The organism is Paenibacillus sp. sgz302164 (genome assembly GCF_056120505.1).
In genome coordinates this window covers 128,123-153,120 of sequence record NZ_JBVYOL010000011.1, presented here as the reverse complement: position 1 = coordinate 153,120, position 24,998 = coordinate 128,123, and the positions used below count along the sequence as shown (strand labels likewise).

At 53.7% G+C, this 24,998-nt stretch carries 16 protein-coding genes and 1 tRNA gene; 7 read left to right on the top strand and 10 right to left on the bottom strand.

Features of this window, described 5'->3' with window-relative positions; translation table 11 throughout:
- Window positions 1-5: 5 nt before the first annotated feature.
- Window positions 6-1,826, bottom strand: a complete 1,821-nt coding sequence (locus tag AC0LWT_RS19530) for a sensor histidine kinase (RefSeq protein ID WP_474682930.1) — start codon at window positions 1,824-1,826, stop codon at window positions 6-8.
- Between the two features lie 198 nt (window positions 1,827-2,024).
- Between AC0LWT_RS19530 and AC0LWT_RS19525 the strand changes: the two genes are divergently transcribed.
- The 3 genes from AC0LWT_RS19525 (at window position 2,025) to AC0LWT_RS19515 (ending at window position 5,205) form a co-directional block, all read left to right on the top strand.
- Window positions 2,025-3,389, top strand: a complete 1,365-nt coding sequence (locus AC0LWT_RS19525; protein WP_474682929.1) for an ABC transporter substrate-binding protein — start codon at window positions 2,025-2,027, stop codon at window positions 3,387-3,389.
- Window positions 3,390-3,477: 88 nt separating this feature from the next.
- Complete coding sequence (locus AC0LWT_RS19520; protein WP_474682928.1) at window positions 3,478-4,368, top strand: carbohydrate ABC transporter permease; 891 nt, start codon at window positions 3,478-3,480, stop codon at window positions 4,366-4,368.
- 12 nt (window positions 4,369-4,380) lie between these two features.
- Window positions 4,381-5,205, top strand: coding sequence for a carbohydrate ABC transporter permease (locus tag AC0LWT_RS19515; protein WP_474682927.1), 825 nt, complete (start codon window positions 4,381-4,383; stop codon window positions 5,203-5,205).
- Between the two features lie 131 nt (window positions 5,206-5,336).
- Here the strand turns inward: AC0LWT_RS19515 and AC0LWT_RS19510 are convergent, their stop codons facing one another.
- The 9 genes from AC0LWT_RS19510 to AC0LWT_RS19470 form a co-directional block, all read right to left on the bottom strand.
- Window positions 5,337-9,689 carry an InlB B-repeat-containing protein gene (locus tag AC0LWT_RS19510; protein WP_474682926.1) on the bottom strand — a complete coding sequence of 1,451 codons (4,353 nt, stop codon included), beginning with the start codon at window positions 9,687-9,689 and terminating at the stop codon, window positions 5,337-5,339.
- 170 nt (window positions 9,690-9,859) lie between these two features.
- Window positions 9,860-10,999 (bottom strand): response regulator, encoded by a 1,140-nt coding sequence (locus AC0LWT_RS19505; protein WP_474682925.1) that lies wholly within the window; start codon window positions 10,997-10,999, stop codon window positions 9,860-9,862.
- A 42-nt stretch (window positions 11,000-11,041) separates the two neighbouring features.
- The gene (locus tag AC0LWT_RS19500; protein WP_474682924.1) at window positions 11,042-14,173 is read right to left on the bottom strand and encodes a sensor histidine kinase; all 3,132 of its coding nucleotides are present in this window, start codon (window positions 14,171-14,173) and stop codon (window positions 11,042-11,044) included.
- A gap of 29 nt (window positions 14,174-14,202) precedes the next feature.
- Window positions 14,203-14,382, bottom strand: a complete 180-nt coding sequence (locus AC0LWT_RS19495; RefSeq protein WP_474682923.1) for a hypothetical protein — start codon at window positions 14,380-14,382, stop codon at window positions 14,203-14,205.
- 766 nt (window positions 14,383-15,148) lie between these two features.
- Complete coding sequence (locus AC0LWT_RS19490) at window positions 15,149-15,973, bottom strand: SDR family oxidoreductase (RefSeq protein WP_474682922.1); 825 nt, start codon at window positions 15,971-15,973, stop codon at window positions 15,149-15,151.
- Window positions 15,974-16,062: 89 nt separating this feature from the next.
- Window positions 16,063-16,362, bottom strand: a complete 300-nt coding sequence (locus tag AC0LWT_RS19485; protein WP_474682921.1) for an ArsR/SmtB family transcription factor — start codon at window positions 16,360-16,362, stop codon at window positions 16,063-16,065.
- An 822-nt stretch (window positions 16,363-17,184) separates the two neighbouring features.
- Window positions 17,185-17,625 carry an SRPBCC family protein gene (locus AC0LWT_RS19480; protein ID WP_474682920.1) on the bottom strand — a complete coding sequence of 147 codons (441 nt, stop codon included), beginning with the start codon at window positions 17,623-17,625 and terminating at the stop codon, window positions 17,185-17,187.
- A 294-nt stretch (window positions 17,626-17,919) separates the two neighbouring features.
- Window positions 17,920-20,958 (bottom strand): beta-galactosidase, LacZ type, encoded by a 3,039-nt coding sequence (gene lacZ / locus AC0LWT_RS19475; RefSeq protein ID WP_474682919.1) that lies wholly within the window; start codon window positions 20,956-20,958, stop codon window positions 17,920-17,922.
- A gap of 30 nt (window positions 20,959-20,988) precedes the next feature.
- Window positions 20,989-21,891, bottom strand: a complete 903-nt coding sequence (locus AC0LWT_RS19470; protein ID WP_474682918.1) for an ArsR/SmtB family transcription factor — start codon at window positions 21,889-21,891, stop codon at window positions 20,989-20,991.
- Window positions 21,892-22,051: 160 nt separating this feature from the next.
- Here AC0LWT_RS19470 and arfA point away from each other — a divergent pair, with 160 nt between their 5' ends.
- The 4 genes from arfA to AC0LWT_RS19450 form a co-directional block, all read left to right on the top strand.
- Window positions 22,052-23,557, top strand: a complete 1,506-nt coding sequence (gene arfA, locus AC0LWT_RS19465; protein WP_474682917.1) for an arabinosylfuranosidase ArfA — start codon at window positions 22,052-22,054, stop codon at window positions 23,555-23,557.
- A 736-nt stretch (window positions 23,558-24,293) separates the two neighbouring features.
- Window positions 24,294-24,395, top strand: a complete 102-nt coding sequence (locus AC0LWT_RS19460) for a YjcZ family sporulation protein (protein ID WP_474682916.1) — start codon at window positions 24,294-24,296, stop codon at window positions 24,393-24,395.
- Window positions 24,396-24,733: 338 nt separating this feature from the next.
- Window positions 24,734-24,810: transfer RNA gene (locus AC0LWT_RS19455), tRNA-Asp, on the top strand.
- Window positions 24,811-24,896: 86 nt separating this feature from the next.
- Window positions 24,897-24,998 (top strand): glutamate--tRNA ligase family protein (locus AC0LWT_RS19450; protein WP_474683031.1); only part of this gene is annotated, 102 nt, incomplete at its 3' end.

The window sequence follows — 24,998 nt, the reverse complement described above, 5'->3', positions numbered from 1 at the left end:
CTTCTTTACTCCTCCTGAACGTCGATTACGGCAGGGATCGCGATTTCCACCCTCGTCCCTTGCCCGGGTTCGCTGTTATAGTTCAAACGATAGCCGTCTTTGTAATAATGCCTGAGCCGTTCGTTCACATTCTGGATCGCGTAGCCGCCCGTTTCCTGGCCGGTATACACATCGCTTGCCTGCCTGGGCTCCAATAGGCTCCGAATCGTATCCTCATCCATGCCCGGCCCGTTGTCTTCGATGACAAAACGCAGCGCATCGCCTTCCAAAACGCCCGAGACGCGCAAAATGCCACCGCCCCGCTTCCGCTCGATCCCGTGAACAAGAGCGTTCTCGATAAACGGCTGCAAAATCAGCTTCAAAATGACATACCGGTCAAGCTCTTCCGGAATATCGACCTCATAATGCAGCAAATCTTTAAACCGCATTTTTTGCAAAGACAAATACAGCCCGATCAGTTCTTTTTCTTTCCTGACGCTCGTAAAGCTCTTGCCCCGGTTCAGGCTTAAGCGGAACAGCCGGGATAAATTGATGATCATATCGCTGATCCGGCTTTGACCCGCAGCCTCGGCCTCCCAAAAAATCGTATCCAGCATGTTGTACAAAAAGTGCGGATTGATCTGCGATTGAAGCGCCTTGAGCTCCGCTTCCTTTTCTTTAATCTGGAGCACGTACACGTCGTCCACCAGCGTTTTAATATTGGCGACCATGCTGTTGTAGCCGCGGCTTAACTCGCCGATCTCGTCCCTGTACTTGATGTCGATCCGCTCGTCGAAGCGGCCGCTCTGGAACCGTTTCATCGAAAGCAGCAGTTGGCGGAGCGGCGCGGTCAGGAACGACGTCAGCAGCATCATGAAAGGAATGCTCAGCAGCAGGCAGAGCAAAATCAGGACGGCGACGAACACCTTGATCGAGCTCAGCTCTTTGGTCAGCAGGGCGAGCGGCACCGCATAGAGCGTCCGCCAGCCGTTCTCGTTCGTTCCGCTGTAAGAGACGAGCAGCTCCTCTCCGTTCACTTTCTCAATCATCGAGCCGGGCTCGGTCGTTTTGGGAATGCTCGCGAGCGGGAGCAGGGTGCCGTCCGTATTGTAAAACGGTTTGCCGGCTGTTAATAACGGCGAGCCGTGCTCATCAAGGATCAGAATGCCGTGATCCTGATCGTACAAATTTTTCAAATATTTGTTGCGAATCGTATCTTCGTTAACTCCGACGAAAATGAAGCCGATCGCCCTGCCGTCCGCCACGCTGCGGATAATCCGGCTCATGCCGATTTTCGCGTTCCTGTTATTTTGGATAAAAACGTTCTTCTCGTCCCGCAGCGGAAACCAGTAGGATGCTCCGTTGAGCTCCGCCGTTTTCGTGTAAATACCGCTCTTTTGTATCGTCGGCAAGCTGGTGGGGCCGCTGCTGTCGTCGCTCGCCTCCTGATACAAGGGCGGCGGGCTGTTCCCGTACAGCGCCAGGTAGTCAAAATTTCTGGTGACGAGCATCTGATTCATAATCGACGCCGTCGGACCCGAATAGAGCATGCTTTCCAGCTCTTTGGATTCGCTGACATTGCTCTGCAGCCCGGCTTGCACGACCGACGCGAGGCTGAACACGGTGACCCAGTCGGCAATATTTTTTTGCAGCCCCGTGATGCTGTTGTCCACTTCCTTAACAATTCCCAGGTTCGTGGCGCTCACCTTGTTTACGATCTGCCTGCTCGAAGTCTGATATGAATAATAACCAAGCGTTAGAGTAATAACTACAACCAGCGAGTAAAAAAGAATGAAAATTTTGTACTTGATGCTCAAATTCAAATACAGTTTCCCCATCGTCATCATCTGCCTTGCTTCTTGATTAATAAGGCTTTTTATTCGTAAGTATTGTATCCCCGCAGGACGGTTTTAACAATGAGCGGAGGTAAAACATTCGACGATTTTAAACCTTTGACGCTTTTTTTCTACTGACCTGAGCATTGGCGCTTTGTTATGATTCCATTAAAGATCGATCATTTCCAATTAGGATTAGGGGGCACTGACATGATTAAAAAGGGCAAATTCGTTCAGACAACCGTTCTGACGGCAGCAATCGCCGCGATCGGCACATTGACCGCATGCGGAGCGAACACGCAATCCGGCGGCACGCAAGGCACAGCTTCTCCGAACGCAACGGCAAGCGACAATAAAAGCGGGCAAGCCGTAACGCTTCGTTTCTTCTCCAACCTGCCTGACCGCAAATCCGGGCAAGGACTCGCCGAACAAATGGCGATCGACAGCTACATGAAAGAAAATCCGAATGTGAAAATCGAAGTCGAAGCGCTCGCCGAAGAGCCTTTCAAAAATAAACTGAAAGCGTACATGGCTTCCAACGAGCCGATCGACCTTACGATGGTGCACGGCGGAGCCGAATTAAGCACGCTCGTCCAGGCCAAATTCGTGAAAGAGCTCGATCCCAAGCAGTACGAAGGGGACAAATACAACTTCCTTACTGGGGTTTTCAAATCGTTCACGTTTGACGGTAAAATTTACGGATTGCCGCGCAACAGCGACTACGAAGTCATTTACTACAACAAAAAACTGTTCGCCGACAACGGCGTGAAAGTGCCGACAACGTACGCCGAACTGCTCGACGCAGCCAAAGCTTTCCGCGCAAAAGGCATTACGCCGATGTCCATCAACGGCAAAGACCTGTGGAGCTTCGGGGAACTGTATCAAAACATCGCACAGCGCGTTAGCGGCGACCAAAACATCATTCTTGACGCCGTCGACGGAAAGAAAGCTTTTGACAAAGAAGACAGCCTCATTCAGGCAGCCAAGCTGATGAAACAGCTGAGCGATGTGAAGATGTTCCAGGACTCCTTCATGACGGCCGATTACGGCGCATCGCAAAACCTGTTCACGCAAGAGAAAGCCGCTATGTGGTACATGGGCTCCTGGGAAGCGGGCATGGCGACCAACGAGAAATTGTCCCAATCGTTCCGCAACAACCTGGACGTCATCAAATTCCCTGTCGTTGACGGCGGCAAAGGCAAAGAGACCGACCTGCTGGCCTGGAACGGCGGCGGGTATGCACTGACGACTTCCTCCAAGCATCCGGACGAAGCCAAGAAATTTTTCGACTATCTCATGAGCGCTAACCAATGGCCGAAAAACGCCTGGGACACCGGAGCAGCCGTGCCGGCGCAAAAATATACGCTTACAGGCAAGGAAAGCGACGTGCAAAAGAAACTGACCGACATCCTGGTGAACGCAACCTCGACGGCCGGCGTATCGTTCATCGACTACGGCACCCCTGCTTTCAAGGATGACGTGCAAAACGCATTCGGCAAGTTTTTCGCCGGAACTTCCACACCGGAGCAGTTGGTCGGCGATTTGCAGACGGCAGCCTCCAAACAAAAGAAATAACGGATCTACAGTTATATAGAGAGAACAAGTTAAGGACAGGCGGAGTCTCCTGTCCTTTCCTTATATAGCGGAAGGAGTTGAAGAGGCCGTGCAAAAAGTGCTTGGCAATAAGCTGGCGATTTTTGTGTTCGTGTTTCCCGGCATTTTATTGTTTTCACTTACTTTTCTTGCGCCGATCGTTTTGAGCGCGTTTTATTCGCTCACCGATACGCTGGCGCCCGGAACGACGATTCACATGGTCGGGCTGCAAAACTATAAAGACCTGCTTTTTAACGACCCGCGGTTTTGGAAATCGCTGCTCAATGCGCTGCTTCTGGGGCTCGGCTGTATTTTCCTGCAGCACCCTATCAGCATATTTTTTGCGATTATGCTGGATCGGATCGGCGGCAGAGCCGAGAAAGTGTTCAGAACGATTTTCTTCATTCCCTGCGTCATTTCGGTCGTCGTTATTTCCAGAATGTGGCTGTCCATTTTGGACCCCGATTTCGGCATTCTCAATAAAATTTTGGACATAACCGGGCTCGGCGCACTCAAGCACGCTTGGCTGGGCGACACGCATACGGCGCTGGGCGCGCTGCTGTTCGTGCTCATTTGGTCGGGATTCGGCTGGGCGCTGCTGTTCTATTACGCAGGCATCAAAGGAATTCCCGAGGAGCTGTACGAAGCCGCGCATCTGGACGGAGCGTCCGGGCTGAAGCTTCACTGGAAAATTACGCTCCCGCTGCTGTCGCCGGTTATCGCCGTTCAAGTGACGCTCGCGATCGTTACGGCTTTGAAGCAAATGGAAACCGTGTTTCTTACGACGAACGGCGGGCCGGGGGATTCGACCCAATTTTTGGCCGTCTACCTGTACAACAAAGCGTTCGCGGCAAGCCAATACGGATACGCCAATGCGATATCCATTCTCTTTATTCTCGTATGTCTGATCGCCACGTTTATCAGCAACAAATTGATACGCAGCGATGCGGCAGAATACTAGGCGGTGATAGTGATGAAGAAAAAATACAGAACAACTCTTTGGATTCTGTTCGTCGTCGTAGCCTTCGGCCAATTGTTTCCGTTAATATGGCTTGTCGACTTTTCGTTCAACAGCAGCAACGACTTTTTCTCTTCCAGCATTTTAAAATGGCCCAGCGACCCGCAGTGGCAAAACTACGTAAACGCCTGGGTCGACGGCAAATTTCCGAAATATTTGTTTAACAGCGTGTTCGTATCCGCCGTCACCATCCTTTTGACCGTGTTCCTGTCCTTGTCTTTGGCCTATGCGTTCACCCGGATGAAATGGAAAATGCGCTCGTTCTTTTTTAGCGTCATTTTGCTCGGCATCATGATTCCTATTCACGCAACACTGCTGCCCAATTTCGCCATTTTCAAAAGCCTGGGCCTGACGGATTCGTATCTGGGCTTGATTCTTCCTTACACGGCCGTCTCGGTTCCGCTCGGAACCTTCATCTTATCCGGGTTTTTGCGCAGCATCCCCGGAGCCATCGAGGAATCGGCCGTCATGGACGGATGCAGCATTTACCGCATCGTGTTCCAGATCATCATGCCGCTGACGATGCCCGCGCTGGTCACCTTGGCGGTAACGACGTTCCTGACGTGCTGGAACGAATTTATTATGGCATCGACCTTCCTGAGCAAAGACTCGCTCAAAACGCTGCCGTTCTCCGTCATGAACTTCGCCGGCCAATACTCGTCCGACTACGGCTCGCAATTCGCCGTCATGGTGCTGACCTCGATACCCGCGATCATTATCTACGCGCTGTTCAACGAGCAAATTACAAAAGGCGTTACAGCCGGCGCAGTAAAAGGCTGATTCAGCGGAGTCCGTGACTCCCGGCGATCCGCCCGGCCGGTTCCGGAGCCCAGTTTAATAGAAACGTTGCCTATAGATGAAAAAGGGCCAACCTGACTGAGAAGATCTTGTCAGGTTGGCCCCTAATTTTATTATTGTTGATCTCGAACTTCCAACATTCTGAGCACCATCACTACCGCTTCCGCCCTCGTCGCCGTATCGTTCGGAACGAACTTGTTGCCGCTGCGGCCGCTAACGATGCCCTGTTTGCGAATCAGCTCCACCGTGGCTTTCGCCCACTTCGGAATCTCTCTGTCGTCCGCAAAGCCGGTTGTTGCATTCTCGTCAAGCGAGAACTTCAGCACTCTGGCAATCATGACCGACATCTCCGCGCGGGTGATCCGCTCATTTGGCCGGAAGCTGCCGTCCTCGTACCCGCTGACAATGCCCGCCTTCACTGCCCGGGCGACCGCTTGCTTCGCCCATGAGCCAATCTGGCCGTTGTCCGTGAATACAGGCGCCTCGCCGGATCCTTCCAATTTCAAGGTACCCGCAAGCATCACGGTAAACTCGGCGCGGGTGACCGGTCCGTTCGGATTGAAAGTGCCGTCCGGATAGCCGCTGACGAAGCCCATGCTGACGGATTGCTTGATATTTGCCTCCGCCCAGTGTCCCGAAATATCTTTGAAGCTGACCGGCTGCTTCGTGTCTCCATCCGGGTCTGTCCCTTGGCCTACTGCAAATACCGCAAATTTTGTAAAGTGGTTGACGTTTACGGTGATTGTATTGCCGTTTACCTCACCGCCGATATTAACCCAAACCTGCTTCGATTCGTCATAATAAAATACGGAAGGTTTTTGATGATCTTTCAAACTTTTCGGATTAAAAGTAAAAGACATTGTAATCAGCTTACTGAAATTCTCCGGAACGTTCTTCAAAATTTCGAATACCGGGCTGGCCAGAACGTCTTTGCTCGTAATCAGGTTTTGCGTGTCCGTCACTTTGTCGATCGTTATTTGCAGTTCTTTATTGAAAGCATCGGCAGGAATAACGATCTTGACCTCATCGCCTAAGCTAAGTTCACCTTTTTTGCCTACTGGAAGCGTTAATTTGCCGTTTGTCGAAATAACTGTATCACTCGAGGACGTTGATGATGAACCGCTGGATGAACCGCCTCCAGAAGAGCTGCCTCCGGATGAACCGCCCGTATTGTTGACCGTCCACTTCGCATACAGCGTCACATCCGCCGCGCCCATCGGGAATGTTGCTCCCGCCGCGTAGCTCGTTCCGGTGCCGTCTGCCTGCGTGTTCCAGCCCGCGAATGTGGAGCCCGCCTTTGACAGATTGCCGCTGTTGCCGTATACCGACACCGTGACCCCCTGCTCATACGCATTGCTGTCAACCGGTACGCTGCCGGATGTAGCGCCGTTGCCGTTATACGTTACGGTGTAGGTCAGCGTTGGGTTCGTTGTCCACTTCGCATACAGCGTCACATCCGCCGCGCCCATCGGGAACGTTGCTCCCGCCGCATAGCTCGTTCCGCTGCCGTCTGCCTGCGTGTTCCAGCCCGCGAATGTGGAGCCCGCCTTTGACAGATTGCCGCTGTTGCCGTATACCGACACCGTAACCCCCTGCTCATACGCATTGCTGTCGACCGGCACGCTGCCTGATGCAGCGCCGTTACCGTTATACGTTACGGTGTAGGTAAGCGTCGGATTCGATATCCACTTCGCATACAGCGTCACATTCGCCGCACCCATCGGGAACGCTGCTCCCGCCGCGTAGCTCGTTCCGCTGCCGTCTGCTTGCGTATTCCAGCCTGTGAATGTGGAGCCCGCCTTTGCCAGATTGCCGCTGTTACCCTGCACCGTTACCTGCGCTCCTTGCTCATACGCATTGCTGTCGCTTGGTACAGTGCCGCCCGCACTCCCGTTGCCGTTATACGTCACGGTATAAGTCGGGTTCGCCGTCCACTTCGCATACAGCGTCACATTCGCCGCACCCATCGGGAACGTTGCTCCCGCCGCGTAGCTCGTTCCGCTGCCGTCCGCCTGCGTATTCCAGCCCGCGAACGTGGAGCCAGCCTTTGTCAGATTGCCGCTGTTGCCAAGCACTGTTACCGACGTTCCCTGCTCATACGCATTGCTGTCGCTTGGCACAGTTCCGCCCGCACTCCCGTTGCCGTTATACGTCACGGTATAAGTCGGGTTCGCCGTCCACTTCGCATACAGCGTCACGTTCGCCGCACCCATCGGGAACGTTGCTCCCGCCGCGTAGCTCGTTCCGCTGCCGTCCGCCTGCGTATTCCAGCCCGCAAATGTGGAGCCCGCTTTTGCCAGATTGCCCGTGTTGCCGAGTACCGTCACCGTCGAGCCTTGCTCATATGCATTGCTGTCGATCGGCACAGTACCGCCCGCACTCCCGTTGCCGTTATACGTCACGGTGTAAGTCGGATTCGCTGTCCATTTCGCATACAGCGTCACATTCGCCGCACCTATCGGGAACGTTGCTCCCGCCGCGTAGCTCGTTCCGCTGCCGTCCGCCTGCGTGTTCCAGCCCGCGAATGTGGAGCCAGCTTTTGACAGATTACCGCTGTTGCCTGCCACCGTGACTGTCGTTCCTGAAGTATACATATGACTCGCAGGAACTGTGCCGGAAGAACTCCCATTGCGGTCATAGACCACAGTAAAGAATGGCACAACACTGGACAAATACGGATACCCGTTGTTTTTTCCTCCGCCGATACTCCATGTCGAAGAGAAATTCCATCCGACATAGGTATTTTGCTGACTCATTTCACTTGATAATTTGCCTTCCCCTCTATTGACATCCGATTGACCTGTTGTTTCCTTATCGTAGTAGGAATAGTTAACGGTGGAATCATTTACACCTACAAGTCCGCCGACATTTGTTGTGTTTGCAGCAACTGCGCCTGTCGCATAGGTGATCTCGATTGAGGAGGACTTATTGTATCCCACTAAACCGCCGACATAGTCGTTCCCTGTTACCGCTCCCGTCGCGTAGGAATCACCTATGTAACTCTCGTTGATCCCTACAAGTCCGCCGACATGGTCCTTACCCGTTGCTGCACCTGTCGCATAAGAAAATTGAATGCCGCCCGAAACGCTATTCCAACCTGCTAACCCTCCGGCTTCATTGCCTCCCTGCACATCGCCTGAAGCAAAGGATGTCGTAATTGAACCGCCGTTAAACCCGACAAGCCCGCCTAGATGATCTCTCCCCTCTACTTTGCCCGTGGCATAGGAGTGAATGATTTTACCTCCGGCGGTATTCACGCTAATCAGCCCGCCGACATTATCGCCGATGCCTAAACTTTTTACTGCCCCTGTGGCAAAGGAGTTCGAAACCGTACCGCCGTTGTTGTAACCTACCAGCCCGCCGGCGCCGTATTGGCTGCTTGTTACTGCTCCCGTAGCACGGGAACGCTGAATAGTCCCGTTATTTTTGCCTGCCAGCCCGCCAATATCATTGCTGCCCGTTACCGCTCCTTCGGAATAGGAGTCTGCAATGGACGAAGAATTTTCACCTACAAGCCCGCCGACATTTTGACCGTTGCCTGTTAACGCGCTTGTCGCATAGGAGGCCGAGATAGAACCGTAGTTGTACCCCGCCAGCCCGCCGACTGAAAAATTGCCTGTTACCGTTCCGGAAACATAGGCATTCGCAATAGAACCCGCATTGCTGCCGACAAGAGCGCCGACGCCATTATTCCCGGTTACGTTCACTCCGTTCAAACCGATATTTTGAAGGACAGCGCTCGATGACGTATATCCAAACAACCCTTGATTATCTTCGGCAGGCCGATTCATGAAAAAACCCGTAATCGCCTTCCCGTTCCCATCAAATGTCCCGGTAAACATTGTATTAACCGTTCCAATCGGCACCCAGCCTGCGCCGCCGTTATATCCAGCCCCTCCGCTTGCCAGATATCCGGTTAAGTCAATGTCCGCTACCAGCTTAAAAGAAGCGCCCAAATAGTTCCTTACCCGATTCAGTTGTTCGGCCGTTTGAATTTCGTAAGGGGAGCCGATCGAGCCGTCCCCTCCGGCAAATTCCGCCTGCCACTGCGCATACAGCGTCGCATTCGCCGCACCCATTACGATGGATGCGCCAGCGGCATAGCTTGTTCCGCTGCCGTCCGCTTGCGTATTCCAGCTCGTGAAGGCATAGCCTTGTTTTGTCAGATCACCTGTATTACCCAATACGGTAACGCTATCTCCCTGTTGATACGCAGCGCTGTCAGTCGGCACATTGCCTCCCGTACTGCCATTGCCATCATACATGACGACGTAAGACGGTGCCGAAGCGGTCGCCGCTTGACCCAAAGAGGGGATAACCATAATGGCGCACAGCAGCGCCAGAAGTCCCTTTCCCGAGCGGGACAACCAGCGATTGATTCCCCCAAGCGCGAGTGCCGCAAATGCACCCCCGAGCCAAGATCGCTCATTTTTCCATATTTTGTTTGTTCCTGTAGATCGTTTCATACCGCCCTATCGTCCTCCTCGCATTTTTCGTCAAAAATTGATAGACAACGACAGCATATCAAACCGTCCTCCCAAACCGCTCCCAAAATACGAGCCGTAGAATCAAACACAAAAAAACAGAGAGTCGCTCTCTGTTTATCCTGCTGCGCCACTATGCGATAAATCATCTGCTACGCATCCGCCGCTTTATATATAAAAGCTGCCGCTAACTTACGGAGCTCCTCCGCAGGCGCTACGTTAAGTTCCGCTTCCAGCCTTCTGACATACTGCTCGTATTGCGTGTGAAAAGAACCAACCTCCCCGTCTTCGGCATACTGGCGAAGAAGCTCGCCGGTCATTTCCTCATCCAGCGGGGCATGGTGCAAATAGGCGCGCAGCGTCTCCTTCACCGCCGAACGCTCCCCGATTCGCCGATAATAGGCGGTCAACATGCGGGCAAGACCTGCTTGCTGCGCCGCCATTTCGGCAGCCAGACCCGCGCTCCAGCTATAATCCTTGCCGCCGAACAAGGAACCGGCATGAGACCGCAGCAGCTTGGAGGCTTCCGCTGCGTTCCGCTCATCGATCTCCGCCGTACGGTTCATGAAGTCCCGGAAACGCTCCAAATCCGAGAAATAGGGAGGTAGCTGCAGACGGTATCCGTCATTGCTGTACAATAAATCCAAGCTCACGCCGGCATCCTTCAGCGCTTTTTTCAACCGGTAAACCGAATTGTGCACATTATGGAGCGCACGATCTTCATCCAAATCCGGCCAGAGCAGGTCGGCCAGCTGCCATTGACCTACAAGCCGGCTCGGATACGCCAGCAAATAAGCAAACAGTTCTTCTGTCTTGCGGGTCGGCCAGTTGATCAAGCTTCCGTCCGAGCCCCTCGTTTCAAATGTGCCGAAGCAGCGCGTGATCAGTTCCTGATCCGCAGCGATAACGGGGCGAAGCGCCGAACGCATGACGTGAAGCTTCAGCAATCTTGCCGCTACCTGCTCCAGATCCTCCGAAGTGATTGGCTTCAGCAAATAATCGACCGCATGGACGCGGAAAGCATCTACCGCATAATCCGGATACGCCGTTGTGAATACGACCTGAAGCTCCTCATTTTGCGCTTTCAGCTTCTCTGCGAGCTGTATGCCGCCCATTTTCGGCATCTCGACATCAAGAAATACGGCGTCGGGTTTCAGCTCCGCATGGCCATCCAGCGCGGCAATCGGACTGGTGAACGCTCCGGCGACTTGCAGCAATGGATGCTCCCCGACAAGTCTCTCCATTAGATCCAAAATCGGTTGCTCATCTTCCACAATCATGACACGAAGCAAGTGTACTCCCCCCTACGGCAACAATTTGCAACACGACATATGCTAGCCGGCCGCATTCGCCGCCTCTCGTTTCGGCAAATAAACGACGACCCTTGTTCCTTTTTTCAAGGCTGAATCAATGGATACGCTCGCACCCGGCAAGGACATCAGCCGTTTGCGAACATTGGTCATTCCAATGCCGGAACCATCCGGACGTTCGCCTGCATTCAACTGATACAGCACATCATCTGCCATGCCTACGCCGTCGTCGATAATTTCGAACCGGATATGCCCGTTTCCGTCCGTAATCGATAACGTCACGGTTCCGGCGCCATCCTTTTCAAAAATGCCATGCCGAATCGCATTCTCAACGAATGGCTGGATTGTGAAAGAAGGGATAACGGCCGATTCCAACCCGGCATCCTGCTGCAGTTTGAAGGATAGGCGATCGCCAAACCGCGCCTTCTCAATCTCTACATAAGCCCGAATAAGTTCCAGTTCTACGTTTAGCGGCACATACGGCGCGTGAAGATCTCGCTGAAACACCGTTCGCAAATAGCGGCTCAGCATGGAGAGAAGGTAAGCCGCTTTCTTTCCATCCGTGTAACAGAAAGAAACGATGCTGGTAATCGCATTGTACAGAAAATGCGGCTTGATCTGCGCTTGAAGAAAAGCGATCTCGTTGCGCATGGCTTGATCCATCGAGGTTTTCATCGACAATAACGTCCGAACCCGCGCGGCTAACGTCTTCGCATCGAACGGCTTGGCGATAAAATCGTTCCCTCCGGCCCTGAAGCAAAGCTCGATATCGTACAAGGAATCCCTCACCGTGGCGAAAAGGACAGGCAGTTCGAGCACGGAGCGCGTTTCCCGTACGGCTTGGCATAAGTCGATACCCGAGATTTCCGGCATCATGACATCCACAATCATCAGATCGACGCGCGGGTAGGCCTCCAGCTTTTGAAGCGCCTCCTTGGCGGAAAAAGCCGTCAAAACGTTATACTCGTCGCTCAGCAAGTTGAGTAAAATTCTCACGTTGGACGCTTCGTCGTCGACAACCAGTATCGTATTCTCCCGCATCGGATCGACGACATCCAGTTGCATCTGGAGCATGGAGGCCATCCTGCTTCCGGATACCGATGATAACAACGATGGCGCGGCCGGTTGATCATTGACGCCTTGAGCAATCGGCAGGGTAAAGGTCATTCGTGTACCTTGCCCCGGTTCGGACCGCTCAACAAAAATACGGCCGCCCATTCGCTCAATCAGCTGCCGGCTGATATATAGACCGAGTCCCATCCCCGTATAGCCGTCGTTCGGCAAAACCTGATCCGCCTGCTCGAAGTAGCCGAAAATCGCTTCATGGCTTTCCGGCGGTATGCCTACCCCCGTATCCTCAACCGACACGACCACCCGGTCTTCCGCCCATGCGGCGCTGATTTCGATACGCCCTTTTTTCGTATGTTTCATGGCATTGTGAATCAGGTTATACAGCACCTGCCTTACCCGATTCTCATCCGCAGCGGCTATTGTGCCGGGCGGAATACGGTTCTCCCAACGCACATCCTTGCCGGTAAGCTCAAATTCCAGCACTTGGAACGCCGTCTCGGCGGCGACGCGAATATCCACCGCTGTCTGCTCCAGCAGCAGATCGCCATGCTTCAACCGGACAACATCGACCAGGTCGTTCACGAGCGCTGACAGCTTGGTCGACGTATCGTGAATGAGCAAAAGCTCCGTCCGCTGCCTATCGGATAACGTGCCGGCTTTGCCGTCGAGTAAATAGGAAGCGATGTTCTGGATGCCGTGAAGCGGCGTTTTCAACTCATGCGACGTATTCGCCAAAAATTCGTCCTTCAGCTTGTCGCGAGCAAGCAACTGCCCCGTCAACTTCTCGTTCTGCTCTGTTGCAGAGGTCAGACGCAGCGCGAGCAGCGTATTCATGAACATAATGACGGCAAGAAAAGCCATCCGTCGTCCCATGTCCGTCTGAACCAGATCGAGCGAGTAGAGGACTCCGACAAGCAGGATCATGGTGACGGAGATCAGCATGCCGACCACCAAAAAGGATTCCTTGTGCTTCAGTTGTCCGTCCTTCTTCAAGCCAAGTCTGACGGCCCGGTACAAGTAGAAAGCAACCACCAGCGTAACGTAATCCCAAGGCAAATTGCCAACCTTGGAGTATGCCTCGTAAGGCAGAACAAGGACGGTTCCCAAATAAAGAGCGATCGGCGAAAGCAGCAAGGCAAGATGCCTGCGTGTCAGCAGCTTGCCGTCCAGATGATGGAGGAAGATGCCGAGTACGGCAATGTTCGAGAATCCGCCAAGATTATACATTTTGTGATAAAATTCATTTGAAATGCCCGGCACGAGCTGCAGCACAAATTTGTCGCCATCCAGCACGACGAGCACCATCAAAGTTAGAAAATACAGCCCGCTGTAAAGGTACGCCTTGTCTTTCAGGCGCATGACGTAAATGCTGAGGTGATACCCGCCAAACAGAAGCAGGATGAACAGGCCGAAAAATTCGAATGCAAACAAAATTTGGCCTAACCGTAAAATATCGGCCTGCGAACCGAAGTATAAATCCTCGAAGCCGCCGCCATTTGACAGGGTGAAATTGGCCACCTGCAGGATGATTTCCATCTCCGGCCCTTGTACCCAGGCGAACGTGCTGTAAGGTTTGTTTTCAGCCTTGTAATCATGGTTGGCAGCAGCGGTCGGGTTGCCTCCATTGCCAAGCAATAGGCCGTTCACGTAAAGGCGGTGCGACGAGTGAACGTTTGACACCCGGAACCCGTACTGGCCGCCAGTCTCGGGCAGCTTCACGGTTAACCGATAGGTTCCGTATGCCGTCTGGCTTGCTTTGTCGACAGGAATGCTGCTGTACCATGCATTCGGAATTTGGGCGGAATAGGAAGACGCGTTTGTTGTTCGCCCATTACGGAAATCATCCGGCGTAAAGAGTTCATTCGGGTAAAAGTTCCACTCTCCGTTGAGCGCAATAAAGCTTTTCTGTCCGAAATCCCACCGGCTCAGATCGAGAACGCCCTGCCGTGCTTCCGGTGCCGTCCGGTCAGGAACGGTATATTGGTACAGCGCGATCAGAAGAACGAACGAGATCAGCGGAATGAGCGCAAGCCCCGCCGCCCGATAGCCGAAACGTATTCCCTGCCGTAAACTCAAGCTTCTCATCGCCGCCCTCCCAATCCCGTCTTCGGCTTTCAGCATGTTCCCTCAGCCAGATACGCCGGAATGTCGCGCGGAGGAGCAATCAAGACCCGGAACTGCGGGGCACCCGGCTCGCCGTTTGCAGCATGCATAGCGTTTACCGTCAGATTAATCTGCGAAGAGCGCGTGCCATGAAAATAAAGAAGCGATAAATCAATAGAGGAAGATTCCATTCCAAGACATCTCCTTGCAACATTGTTCCGTGGTGCTTATATGCTGAATCATACCATAGCATACTCCTAATATCCTCACTGTTTTGAAAAGAGTCGGCAACTGCAAAGTCGCCTTGTACAACATTCTATAAGAACGTAATCCCAAAATACTCACAAAAAACGAGGCCTGATAACATCCCTGCTCCTAATCAGGATTTAGCATATCAATCCAACAGCCCGGGGACGAACATCTCCCGCCTGCCGCTGCCGAGAAATCCAACAAGCGCGCCGATCGAAAGTCCAAATAACATAAACCCTGGCGTAAAACAGACAGATGGCGCTTTGGCTCATCCGAGTGTGAAACTGACGTTTGCCGATTTTGATCGGTTATTTACCTTACAGACTCTAGCCGTAGAGTGGACGATTTATTTATCCCGGTATATAGCCTACCAACCACCAGAATTTGGTTAATCAACAAGCCTGCAAAAAAGTCGCCAGGCAGGGGAGTTACCTCATCTGCGGCAGTATGCAAAAACCTGCATAAATACATCTTTTTGCTCCTTCTGGCGCTTGCTCCGGCATTATTCCTGCGATTGTGCAGGCTTTCTCGCTCCTACACCGGGCTAAGGCCCATTTGGGCCGGAAATTCCTGCACAATCGCAGGCTTTTCCTCACAACGGACCACTTCCACGGGAAATTCCTGCACTATTGCAGGTTTTGCAGGCTAACCAAGCCCATTCCTACAAAAAAAGCAGAATGCCGCAAAATCGCCGCACTCTGCTTTTTTTTACGTGTTCAGGCCCTTCTCTAGGTTGCGCCGTACCAGCGCGAAGAACCAGCTTTCGGGCAAAATTTTGCGCAGCGGCAGCAGCCAGGGCGCCGGGTCGCCTACAGAATAGCGCAGACGTCCGGAGCCGTCGGTTGCCGCTTTGTATATCGTGCTCGCTACTACGTCCGGCGATTCGCCTTTTGCTCCGAAGCTTTGCGTATTGTGTAATACCGTCTGGAGGTAATCCCGGTAATCCGTCAATTTTTCGGCGCCAGCCATGTCCTGGGAGCGGGAGTAAAAATCCGTCTTGATAACGCCGGGTTCAATGATTTTCACCCGAATGCCCAGCGTCCGCAGCTCAAAATGAAGCGACTCCGAGAACCCCTCCACCGCCCATTTGGAACTGTGATAGAGACTGTACAGCGGAAAGGTGACTTTCCCTCCGATAGAGGCGATATTGATGATGATGCCACTGCGATTGCTCCGAAAATGGGGCAGGATGGCCGCAGTCACGTTCATCAGCCCGAATACGTTCGTTTCAAATTGGCGGCGGATTTGCTCGGATGTAAAAGCTTCGAAAATCCCGACCGAGCCATAGCCCGCGTTGTTGACAACAACGTCGATTTTGCCGAAATGAGCGACCGTCTCGCGTACGGCATCCTGTATGCTGTCCGTATCCGTCACATCCAGCTTAAAAAGCTTCAAATTCCCGCCGGTCAATTGCCGTTCCTCTTCCGGCCTTCTCATCGTCGCCGCCACATTCCAGCCTTGCCGCAAAAACAGCTGGGCAATCGATCTCCCGATACCGGACGAAGCCCCGGTGATGAACACGGTTTTGCTCATGACCTATTCCTCCCCAAATTTCGATTTGTTTAATCATATAAACATATTATCCAAAAAAATTCGCTCCCACCGCAAGGCAGCAGCAATTATCAGCACTCCGTTTCTATGGCGCGAACCAATTCCTTCAACTTGTCCAAAGTGTTGCCCAATGTCAGGGAGTAGTACCTCTGTGTGCCGGATTGTTTTGCGAAAACGAAGCCGTTGTCGCGCAGCACCTTCAAATGATGCGAAATCGCAGGGCGGGACAGCGCTGAGCTCTCGGCGATTTCATTCACAGTCAACTGCTCGCGTTCAGCAAGCAGCAAAATAATATCCTGCCTGGCCGGGTCCATCATGGCCTGAAATAAAGGGATGCAGGAACGGAACGTTTCCATCGCTTTTTGCCCCATGTGCCGTTGTTCTCCCCTTTAATGTTTATCTGTTTAAACGTATTAAAACAAAGCAGCCGGCCATTGTCAAGCACAATTGGCAAAAAAAAGCGGATGCTTCCCGGTCCCGGATGGAACCTGACACATCCGCAAGCCGGTCAGACGCGGTATATCGACAGCCTCCGGTACAGCCGCTTCGCTCCTGGCCCGTCGGTCCTCTGCCGGAAGAGAGCACGGGCCTTGGTTTGGCCCAAGCTCGCCGCCAGTCCGGGCCCGACTCCCGCCTTAGCTCGATCCCGAATCGGTCTTGGTTCCGGCCCCCCGGGTCGACCTCAGCTTGAACTCGGCCCAACCCCGGCTCGGACTCGGCTCGACCTCAACCCCTGCCACGGCTTGACCCCGGTTCGCCCCAGGTTTGCCTGGTTCGCCCCCCCTTCGCCAGGAAAACCTGCAAAAGTACAGGAATTTGAGGCTGGAATCCCTCATCTGAGTGAAAAGCCTGCAAATGTGCAGGCTTTAGTCATAGTCTCAGCTGGAATGCGGGTTTGTCGCTCAAAAAACTGCATTTTTGCAGGAATAGTGTAGTCTGGGACGTTCGAGCAGTGAAAAAGATGTATTTTTGCAGGAATTTATCACCTGCAGAATAATTGCGGGCTGCCACCGGACCATAGCGGGTGTACGTCATCACCCGCAAGGCCATGGCGAGTATGCGCCTCCTCGCGCAGGGTATGGCGGGTTTGCACCACCACGCACCGGGCCATGGCGAGTGTCCGCCACCACACGCCGGGCCGGCCAAGCGCGGTCGAACTACACCGTTCGACCACGCCCCCGCACCGTTCGGCGCTAGCCGGTCATCCGCTGATCCAGCTGAGCAAGCACATGCGGCCAAGCCTCTTCATGCGCGTTTTTCGCTGCTTCATCGGGAAATCCGGCATGTGTGAGGCGAAGCCTTGTCCCGCTTCCGTGAGGCTCAAGCTCGACCGTGACTACCGTCTCGGCTCCTTTGGTCCCCGAAGTCAGCCACGTCAGCTCTACGAGCCGATCGCGCTCCAGTCTGAGGAACCGCCCATAGTGCGGATGCCGGTTCCCTCCATGGTCGGTCTCGAAAAAGAAGACGGCGTTAACCTCGCCCTCCATCAGCACCGACCCGGGCGCCGCAAACCAGCGGTCGATCTGCACCGTCCACGCCCGAAACAGCACGTCGGGCGCTGCCTCCATCAGGCGTTCCGCCGTCAGACCGAACGGCCTCGATGAAAGATCAGGCATAGCAATTGGCTGCGTCATGCTATTCTCAATTCCTTTCGCTGCAATATGAACCCGTTTAGTTTATAGTAATACGGCAACCGATATACCGAAAGAACTCATTTCCCCAACCGGGTGAAGTCTCCCCGCAAGCACGATCGTATGATTCAGCAACCACACGCAGCCCCCAGCACGCGGTGCGACATCGCATGAAGGTGGTCAACCACATGGGGTTCGGCCATCCCCAAAGCGGCTTGTCCAGTGCCGCCGCTTAAACGCACCAAAAAAGCCGGAACAGGCCGACGTGGCGCTATCCCAGCTTTCTAGTCCATTCACTTACAGCGGATGAATATTGAATTCAAATTCCAAATCCTGATCGGCTTGGATCAGGTACTCCTCGTGCACCGGCGCGCCCCAGCTGTCGTCGCCGCCAACGCCCATCTGTCTGCCCGCCACCGTGACGACGGTATAGTGCACGTTCGGCAGCTCGTAATGATGGTACGCATTTTCCAGCTCGAAAGCGGTATACGGCGAAATATTGCACTCCACCGGCTGCGCGGCCGGCGAAGTAATCCGCAATCCGTGGCCGTCGGCGTTCGTGATCGATACACGGCGGACGCCTGTCCGGTTGCCCGATTCCTGCGGCACGACGTAACCTGACACGTTGTCTGCCGCGTTATTGCGGAATACGCCGAGTCTCGCGCCGAAGGCGCGGTCGATGTAGTTCTCTTCCGGCCCCATCGCGTACCAGTCCAAACCGGAGTAGTCGGCGGGAACTTTGAACGACAGCGCGAAAATCGGCAGCTTCGGCAGGCCCGCCGCCCCTTCGTAGCGCGATTTGACGTTCAGGCTGCCGTCGGCGTACACCGTATAGGCGACAGTCGCCTGAATGTCCGCGCTGATGCTGAACTTGTAGCGAAACGTAACGGTGACGCTGCCCTCGTGCTCCAGTTCCGTCAGTTCGACCCCGACGCATTTGCGCGTCAAGCTGGCGGCGAACCAGACGCCGGAATCGTAGCCGAGCGAGAAGCCTTTGTCATTATCGGTCGTCGCCCGCCAGAACAGCGGCGCCGGAGGGATGCTGATCATTTCCCGGCCCGCGTAGTTTAGCGAGATCAGGCTTCCCGCCTGCTTCGAGAACATGATGCTGAAATTGCGGCCGTGCACGCCTATGTTCACATCGCCTTCCACAACGCGGATCGAACCTTCGGGACGGGCAGGCGCCGCCTGGCTTTCAACCCGAAATACGTGCTGTCCGAACGAAGTCTCGTATCCCGCCTCAGCCCAAAGCGTACTCTCCTTCAAATGGAGCGACGCATGAATGGCATACTCCCCGGGCTCGTCCGCGGACGGCAGTTCGAACGGCACGTACCCTTCGCTCTGCGCGGGCACATGGACGCTGCTGCTGCCGCGGAATATTTCCTTGCCTTCATGATAAAGCGCAACGGCCAGTTCATACGCATCCGTGCCTTCAAACAAATTCTCGTTCGTCACTTTCACGCCTTTGCGATCAGGCACAAGCTTGATGTTCTGGTACAGGAACTTCACTTCCTGCATTTTCGGCGATTCTTTGCGGTCCGCATAGACGATGCCGTTCGTGCAAAAATTGTAATCGGTCGCACGGTCGCCAAAGTCGCCGCCGAAAGCGAGAAACTCTTTGCCGTAGCGGTCTTTTTTGACGATGACCTGATCGATATAATCCCAGATAAAACCGCCTTGATACATGGCGTATTTCCGCTCCAGCTCCGTATATTTATGCATACCTCCCAGCGAATTGCCCATAGCGTGCATATACTCGCAGCTGATGTAAGGCTTTTGCGGGTTATCGTTCAAATACGCCTCGATATCCGCAGGCTTCGCGTACATCCGGCTTTCCATATCGCTTGTATCGTTATACTCACGGTTATGAAAAACCCCTTCATAATGAACAAGCCGGCTGGGGTCCGTCTCGCGGAAATAGTTCGATACGTTCAGCAGCACTTCCCCTGCATACGACTCGTTCCCGACCGACCAGATCAAAATGGAAGGATGGTTTTTGTCGCGCTCGACCATTGATATGGCCCGGTCCATCGAGATATCCTGCCATTCCGGCTTATTTCCCGGGACGTTCCATGACGGTTCGACCGCACCCATTTTTTGCCATGAGCCGTGCGATTCCATGTTCATCTCGTCAATGACATAGATGCCATATATGTCGCACAGTTCGTACCATAGCGACTGGTTCGGATAATGCGACGTCCGGACGGCGTTCAAATTGTTGCGCTTAAGCGTGGCGATATCCCACAGCATGTCTTCCTTCGTAATCGCCCGTCCTCTGCGCGGGTTGAACTCGTGACGGTTCACGCCTTTGAAAACGATGCGTTTGCCGTTCAGATGCATAATTTTTTCGATCATTTCGAATTTGCGGAAGCCGACCTTTTGCACTACCGCCTCGACAAGCTTGCCGGCCTGATCGTAGGCGCTTATGTACAGATCGTACAAGTACGGGTTCTCCGCGCTCCACGGAACAACCTTCCCTGCGTCCGCAGACAGCGATACGGCATCGGCCGAACGCACATCCGACTTGGCCGCCGCCACGGAACGCCCCTGCGCATCCTTCAATTCAAGCGCAAAGCTAGCTTGCTGCGCGCCCGACAGCTTCAAATCTACGCGAAGACTTCCGTTCGCATAAGCGGCATCCAGATCGGCATGGACAAAGAGGTCCGATACGTGAATGTCCGGCAAGGCATACAAATACACGTCGCGGAAAATGCCCGAAAAGCGCCAAAAATCCTGATCTTCCAGCCAGCTGCCGGTGCTTCTTTGGTACACTTCAACCGCCAGTTTGTTTTCGCCATCCCGGAGAAACGGCGTCAAGTCAAATTCCGCCGGCGTAAAGCTATCTTCGCTGTAGCCGACAAATTCGCCGTTCAACCATACGAAAAAGGCCGACTCCACGCCCTGGAACGAGATGCAGACAGGCCTTCCTTTCATATTGGCAGGCACCGTAAAACAGGTGACATAGCTGCCGACCGGATTATGATCCTCCGGGATCGCCGGCGGGCGGATATCGTTGTGCCCGTCCCACGGGTACATCGTATTTACATATTGCGGCTTGCCGTGGCCCTGCAGTTGGATATGTCCGGGCACATCAATGCTGCCCCAGCTCCCGCAATCGTAATCGAGCTCGTAAAACCGCTCGGGGCGGTCGGCAGGCTTCACGGAATAGCTGAACTTCCAGCTGCCGTTCAGATCGTGCCGCAGCGCCATCGGCGCATACGCTTCCGCCTCCTCCAGCGTTTCGTAGTAACGATGATCGGAATGCGCCGGCAGGCGGTTCACCGCGAATACGCTCACATCGGTGAGCCAGCTCAGGCTTGGCTTGGTCAATTTCATTTCCGTATTCCCCCATTGGATGATTTTCAATTACTCATAATAACTGCGAACGACGATGTCCTGATCGTAATTGCCGAACCCTTTGCCGTATAAAGTCAGTCCACCCCGGCCCTGGGCCACGTCCTCGGCGCTAATCCGCAAAGTCCACTGCGTGTTTTCCCACTCTACATCCTTGATCGTAACATCGGAAATTTGCTGGCCGTCTATAAAGGTGCCGTTCGCATTGATGCGAACCACTTTCAATAAACCGTACTGATTGACGTCACTTTGCCACCAATCCGGTGTCAGCCTGCCTCTCATCCGCCCAAAATCGCCGGGACTCGTCCATACGCCGAGCAGCCGGTCATTGATCGTAAAACGAATATCGGATGGCCAATTGTCATTGATCATGGGAGCCTCGGAGCCGATTTCCAGCGAAATCTCGATTTCCTGTACGAGTTGGTCTTTGAACAAATAGTTGGGTATTTTGTATTCGACAAAGCCTCTGGCAAACCATAGAATGCCGGCATGAACACGTTCGGGATCGAGAAAATAGGTTGGATTGTCGTAGTGGCCGATGATGTTCGCGGTCGTTGCGATGCCGCACGTAGGCGAGACTGCAAAATCCGTGTAATGCCCGACAGGCACGGAAACTTCAACGAATTTCCTGGAGGAAACGGCCGGACGGGACAAGCGGATTTGCAAATATTCCGTCGACAGCGAGCAAAATTTGTACGTCCCGCCGTTAAGCCTTTTCATTTTGCAGCTAACAAGCCCCGCCTGGTGTAATTTGTTGACATGCGTGCTGACAATCGCGCTGCTGAGATACAGCTTGGCCGCCAGCTCCTTGATATGCATCTCTTTTACATACAACAAGTCGATAATTTGCAGCCGAACCTCGCTCGCCAAAGCCTCGTACACCCGAAGCGACTCCGCATCCGTTGATAAATACATAATAACCCATCTCACCTCCAATAAGCAATTTAGTTAATTCAACGAACAATTGCCCGTATGATATTGAATGCTTTTCTTTATTATGATAAATATGAAATAGAATATCAATAACTTTGGATTAATTTATTTATTAATTCAAAAATGGGAGGACATTCATTCAATGCCTATAAAATCGACGATGCTTATCGACAAAAATTTCACCGTTTCTGCCGTAGATCCCCGGCTTTACGGATCGTTTATCGAGCATTTGGGGCGCGCCGTATATGGCGGCATTTATGAGCCCGGCCATCCGGCTGCGGATGAGAACGGCTTCCGGCGCGATGCGCTGGATGCGATCCGTGCCCTGAACGTTCCCATCATCCGCTATCCCGGGGGAAATTTCGTATCCGGCTACAATTGGGAGGACGGCGTCGGCCCGAAGGCAGAGCGGAAGCGTCTGTTGGAGCTGGCCTGGTGGACGACGGAAACGAACGAAGTCGGAACGAATGAATTCGCGGACTGGGCCAAGCTGGTCGGCTCGGAAGTCATGATGGCCGTCAATCTCGGCACGCGCGGCGTCGATGCCGCCAGAAATTTTGTCGAATACTGCAACCATCCCTCCGGCTCTTACTGGAGCGATCTGCGCATCTCCCACGGCTACAAAGAGCCGCACAAGTTCAAAACATGGTGCCTCGGCAATGAAATGGACGGCCCTTGGCAAATCGGCGCCAAAACCGCCGTAGAATACGGCCGGCTCGCCAATGAAACGGCCAAAGTGATGCGCTGGGTCGACCCGTCCATCGAGCTTGTGGCGTGCGGCAGCTCATCGAGAGGCATGAGCACGTTCGCCGAATGGGAAGCTACCGTGCTCGACCTCGCCTACGATCAAGTGGACTTTTTATCCTTGCATACTTACTACAATAACAATGAGAACGATTCCGCCAATTTCCTGGCAAAATCGCTCGATATGGATCAATTCATCTCCAGCGTGGCCGCTATTTGCGATTACGTAAAAGCGAAAAAACGCAGCAAGAAAAAGCTCATGCTTTCCCTGGACGAGTGGAACGTCTGGAACTCCATCGGTTCCAGCCGCGCCGAGGAACGCTGGCAAGTGGCTCCGCCGGAATTCGAAGACGTGTACACGCTGGAAGACGCGCTGGCCGTCGGCTGCTTCCTTATCACGCTGCTCAAGCACGCCGACCGCGTCAAAATGGCGTGCATCGCGCAGCTGATCAACGTAATCGCGCCGATTATGACGGAAAACGGCGGCCCGCTGTGGCTGCAACCCACGTACTATCCGTATCTTCACGCTTCGCTGTACGGCAGAGGAACCGTGCTTCACTCCGTCGTCTCGTCGCCGAAATACGATTCCAAAGACTTCACCGATGTTCCGTATTTGGAAGCAATCAGCGTGTTCAACGAAGAGCAGGGCGAAGTGACGATTTTCGCCGTGAACCGCCACCTATCCGAAGCGCTCGAGCTTGACGTCGACGTCCGCAGCTTCGGCGAAGTCGGTATCCTCGAACACATCGTGCTGGAGCATACGGATATTAAAGCGGCCAACACCAAAACGAACCCTGCCCATGTCGTCCCGCACAACAGAGGCAACGCCAAAACCGAGAACGGCCATGTAAAAGCCGTACTCGGCCAAGCTTCCTGGAACGTGCTGCGGCTCCGGATCAAATAACGTGCCCCCGCTGCGGGGGCACGATCGCAGCGGCGCCGCTCGGCGGAACGAGCGAGGCCACGGCTGCGGCGGAGCCGCTTGGCGGCGCGAGCGAGGCCACGGCTGCGGCGGCGCCGCTTGGCGGCGCGAGCGAGGCCGCGCTTGCGGCGGAGCCGCTTGGCGAAACCGCTCGCCGGGGAGGCTCTGCTCCATGCTACGATAGCGAACGCCTAAGCAATCCGGGGAGGCAAAACGGCTCGACTGCCGGCAAAAGCCTGCAAAAGTGCAGGTTTTTTCGTACGAAACGACTGGTTTTGAGGAAAAGCCTGCAATTGTGCAGGAATTTCCGGTTAAATGGACCCAAACCCTGCACTTTAGCCGAAAAACCTGCAGATTTGCAGGAATTATTCAAAACCAGCGCATCCAGCAGCAAAAAGATGTATTTTTGCAGGTTTTCTGCGGGGTGCCAGTGATGCAATAGCTCTAAGCGGGCAAGTGTATAGTCTCACTTTTTGCCGGCTTATTTTGGCGAGCAAGATGATTCCTCAAGGCATCGCTTCCGGCCTCCGCTATCCGGCAGACCGGATGCCCGATTGGGAGCAGCAATAGGAGTTGAAACGCCGTACCGTTACCCCGCCCCGCAACAAAAATAATCGCCCATTCCGACGTCTACGGGACATTCGTCCAAACAATATAGTACATGAACCCGTATAATATGGCGTAATTACAACTTTGCTTTAATAAGGAGGAGACCGCTATGGGCGCAAGTTGTGCAGGTTATGGTATGAGTACGAGTACGGCTGCAATCCTGGTTCTGTTTATTCTCTTGGTTATCATCTCTGTAACTTTTGCATGGTAATTCGCTAACCGGGAAAAAAGGCTTCGGGTCGATCCCGCAAGCCTTTTTCTTCTTTTCACCCCGCCGCAACAGGGATCATGATCGTGAATTCAAGGTTGTTATCGTAAGGATCGCCCGCCCGCCATCGGGTACACTTCAAAATGCATAAGGTCCCCGCCGGCCCCGGACAAACCTTGCTGTTCCATCCAAATCAGTGACAGCACCGGCATCCGCCAATCCAATCACAGCACACTCGAAAACACGTGAAAAATTAGCTCGGCAAAGGTGCTTGGCAGATCGGTTATATTCATGTAAAATGTAATTTGTATCCGCATACAAGACTGGACAAACTATTGTGTGGAGCCGTGGTGTAGAGGCCTAACATGCCTGCCTGTCACGCAGGAGACCGCGGGTTCGAATCCCGTCGGCTCCGCCAGATTTTAACATTCAACCTAAACTTGAAAAACACCGAGCAGAGTGACGCCTCTGCTCTTTTTTGTATTCGTCGAGGAGCGTGAGATTATGACCCGTCGAGGACGGTTCGCACCAACTCCATCCGGACTGCTTCACATCGGCAATGCCTTCACCGCTCTCGCCGCCGGCCTGGCTGCAAATACGCCAGGC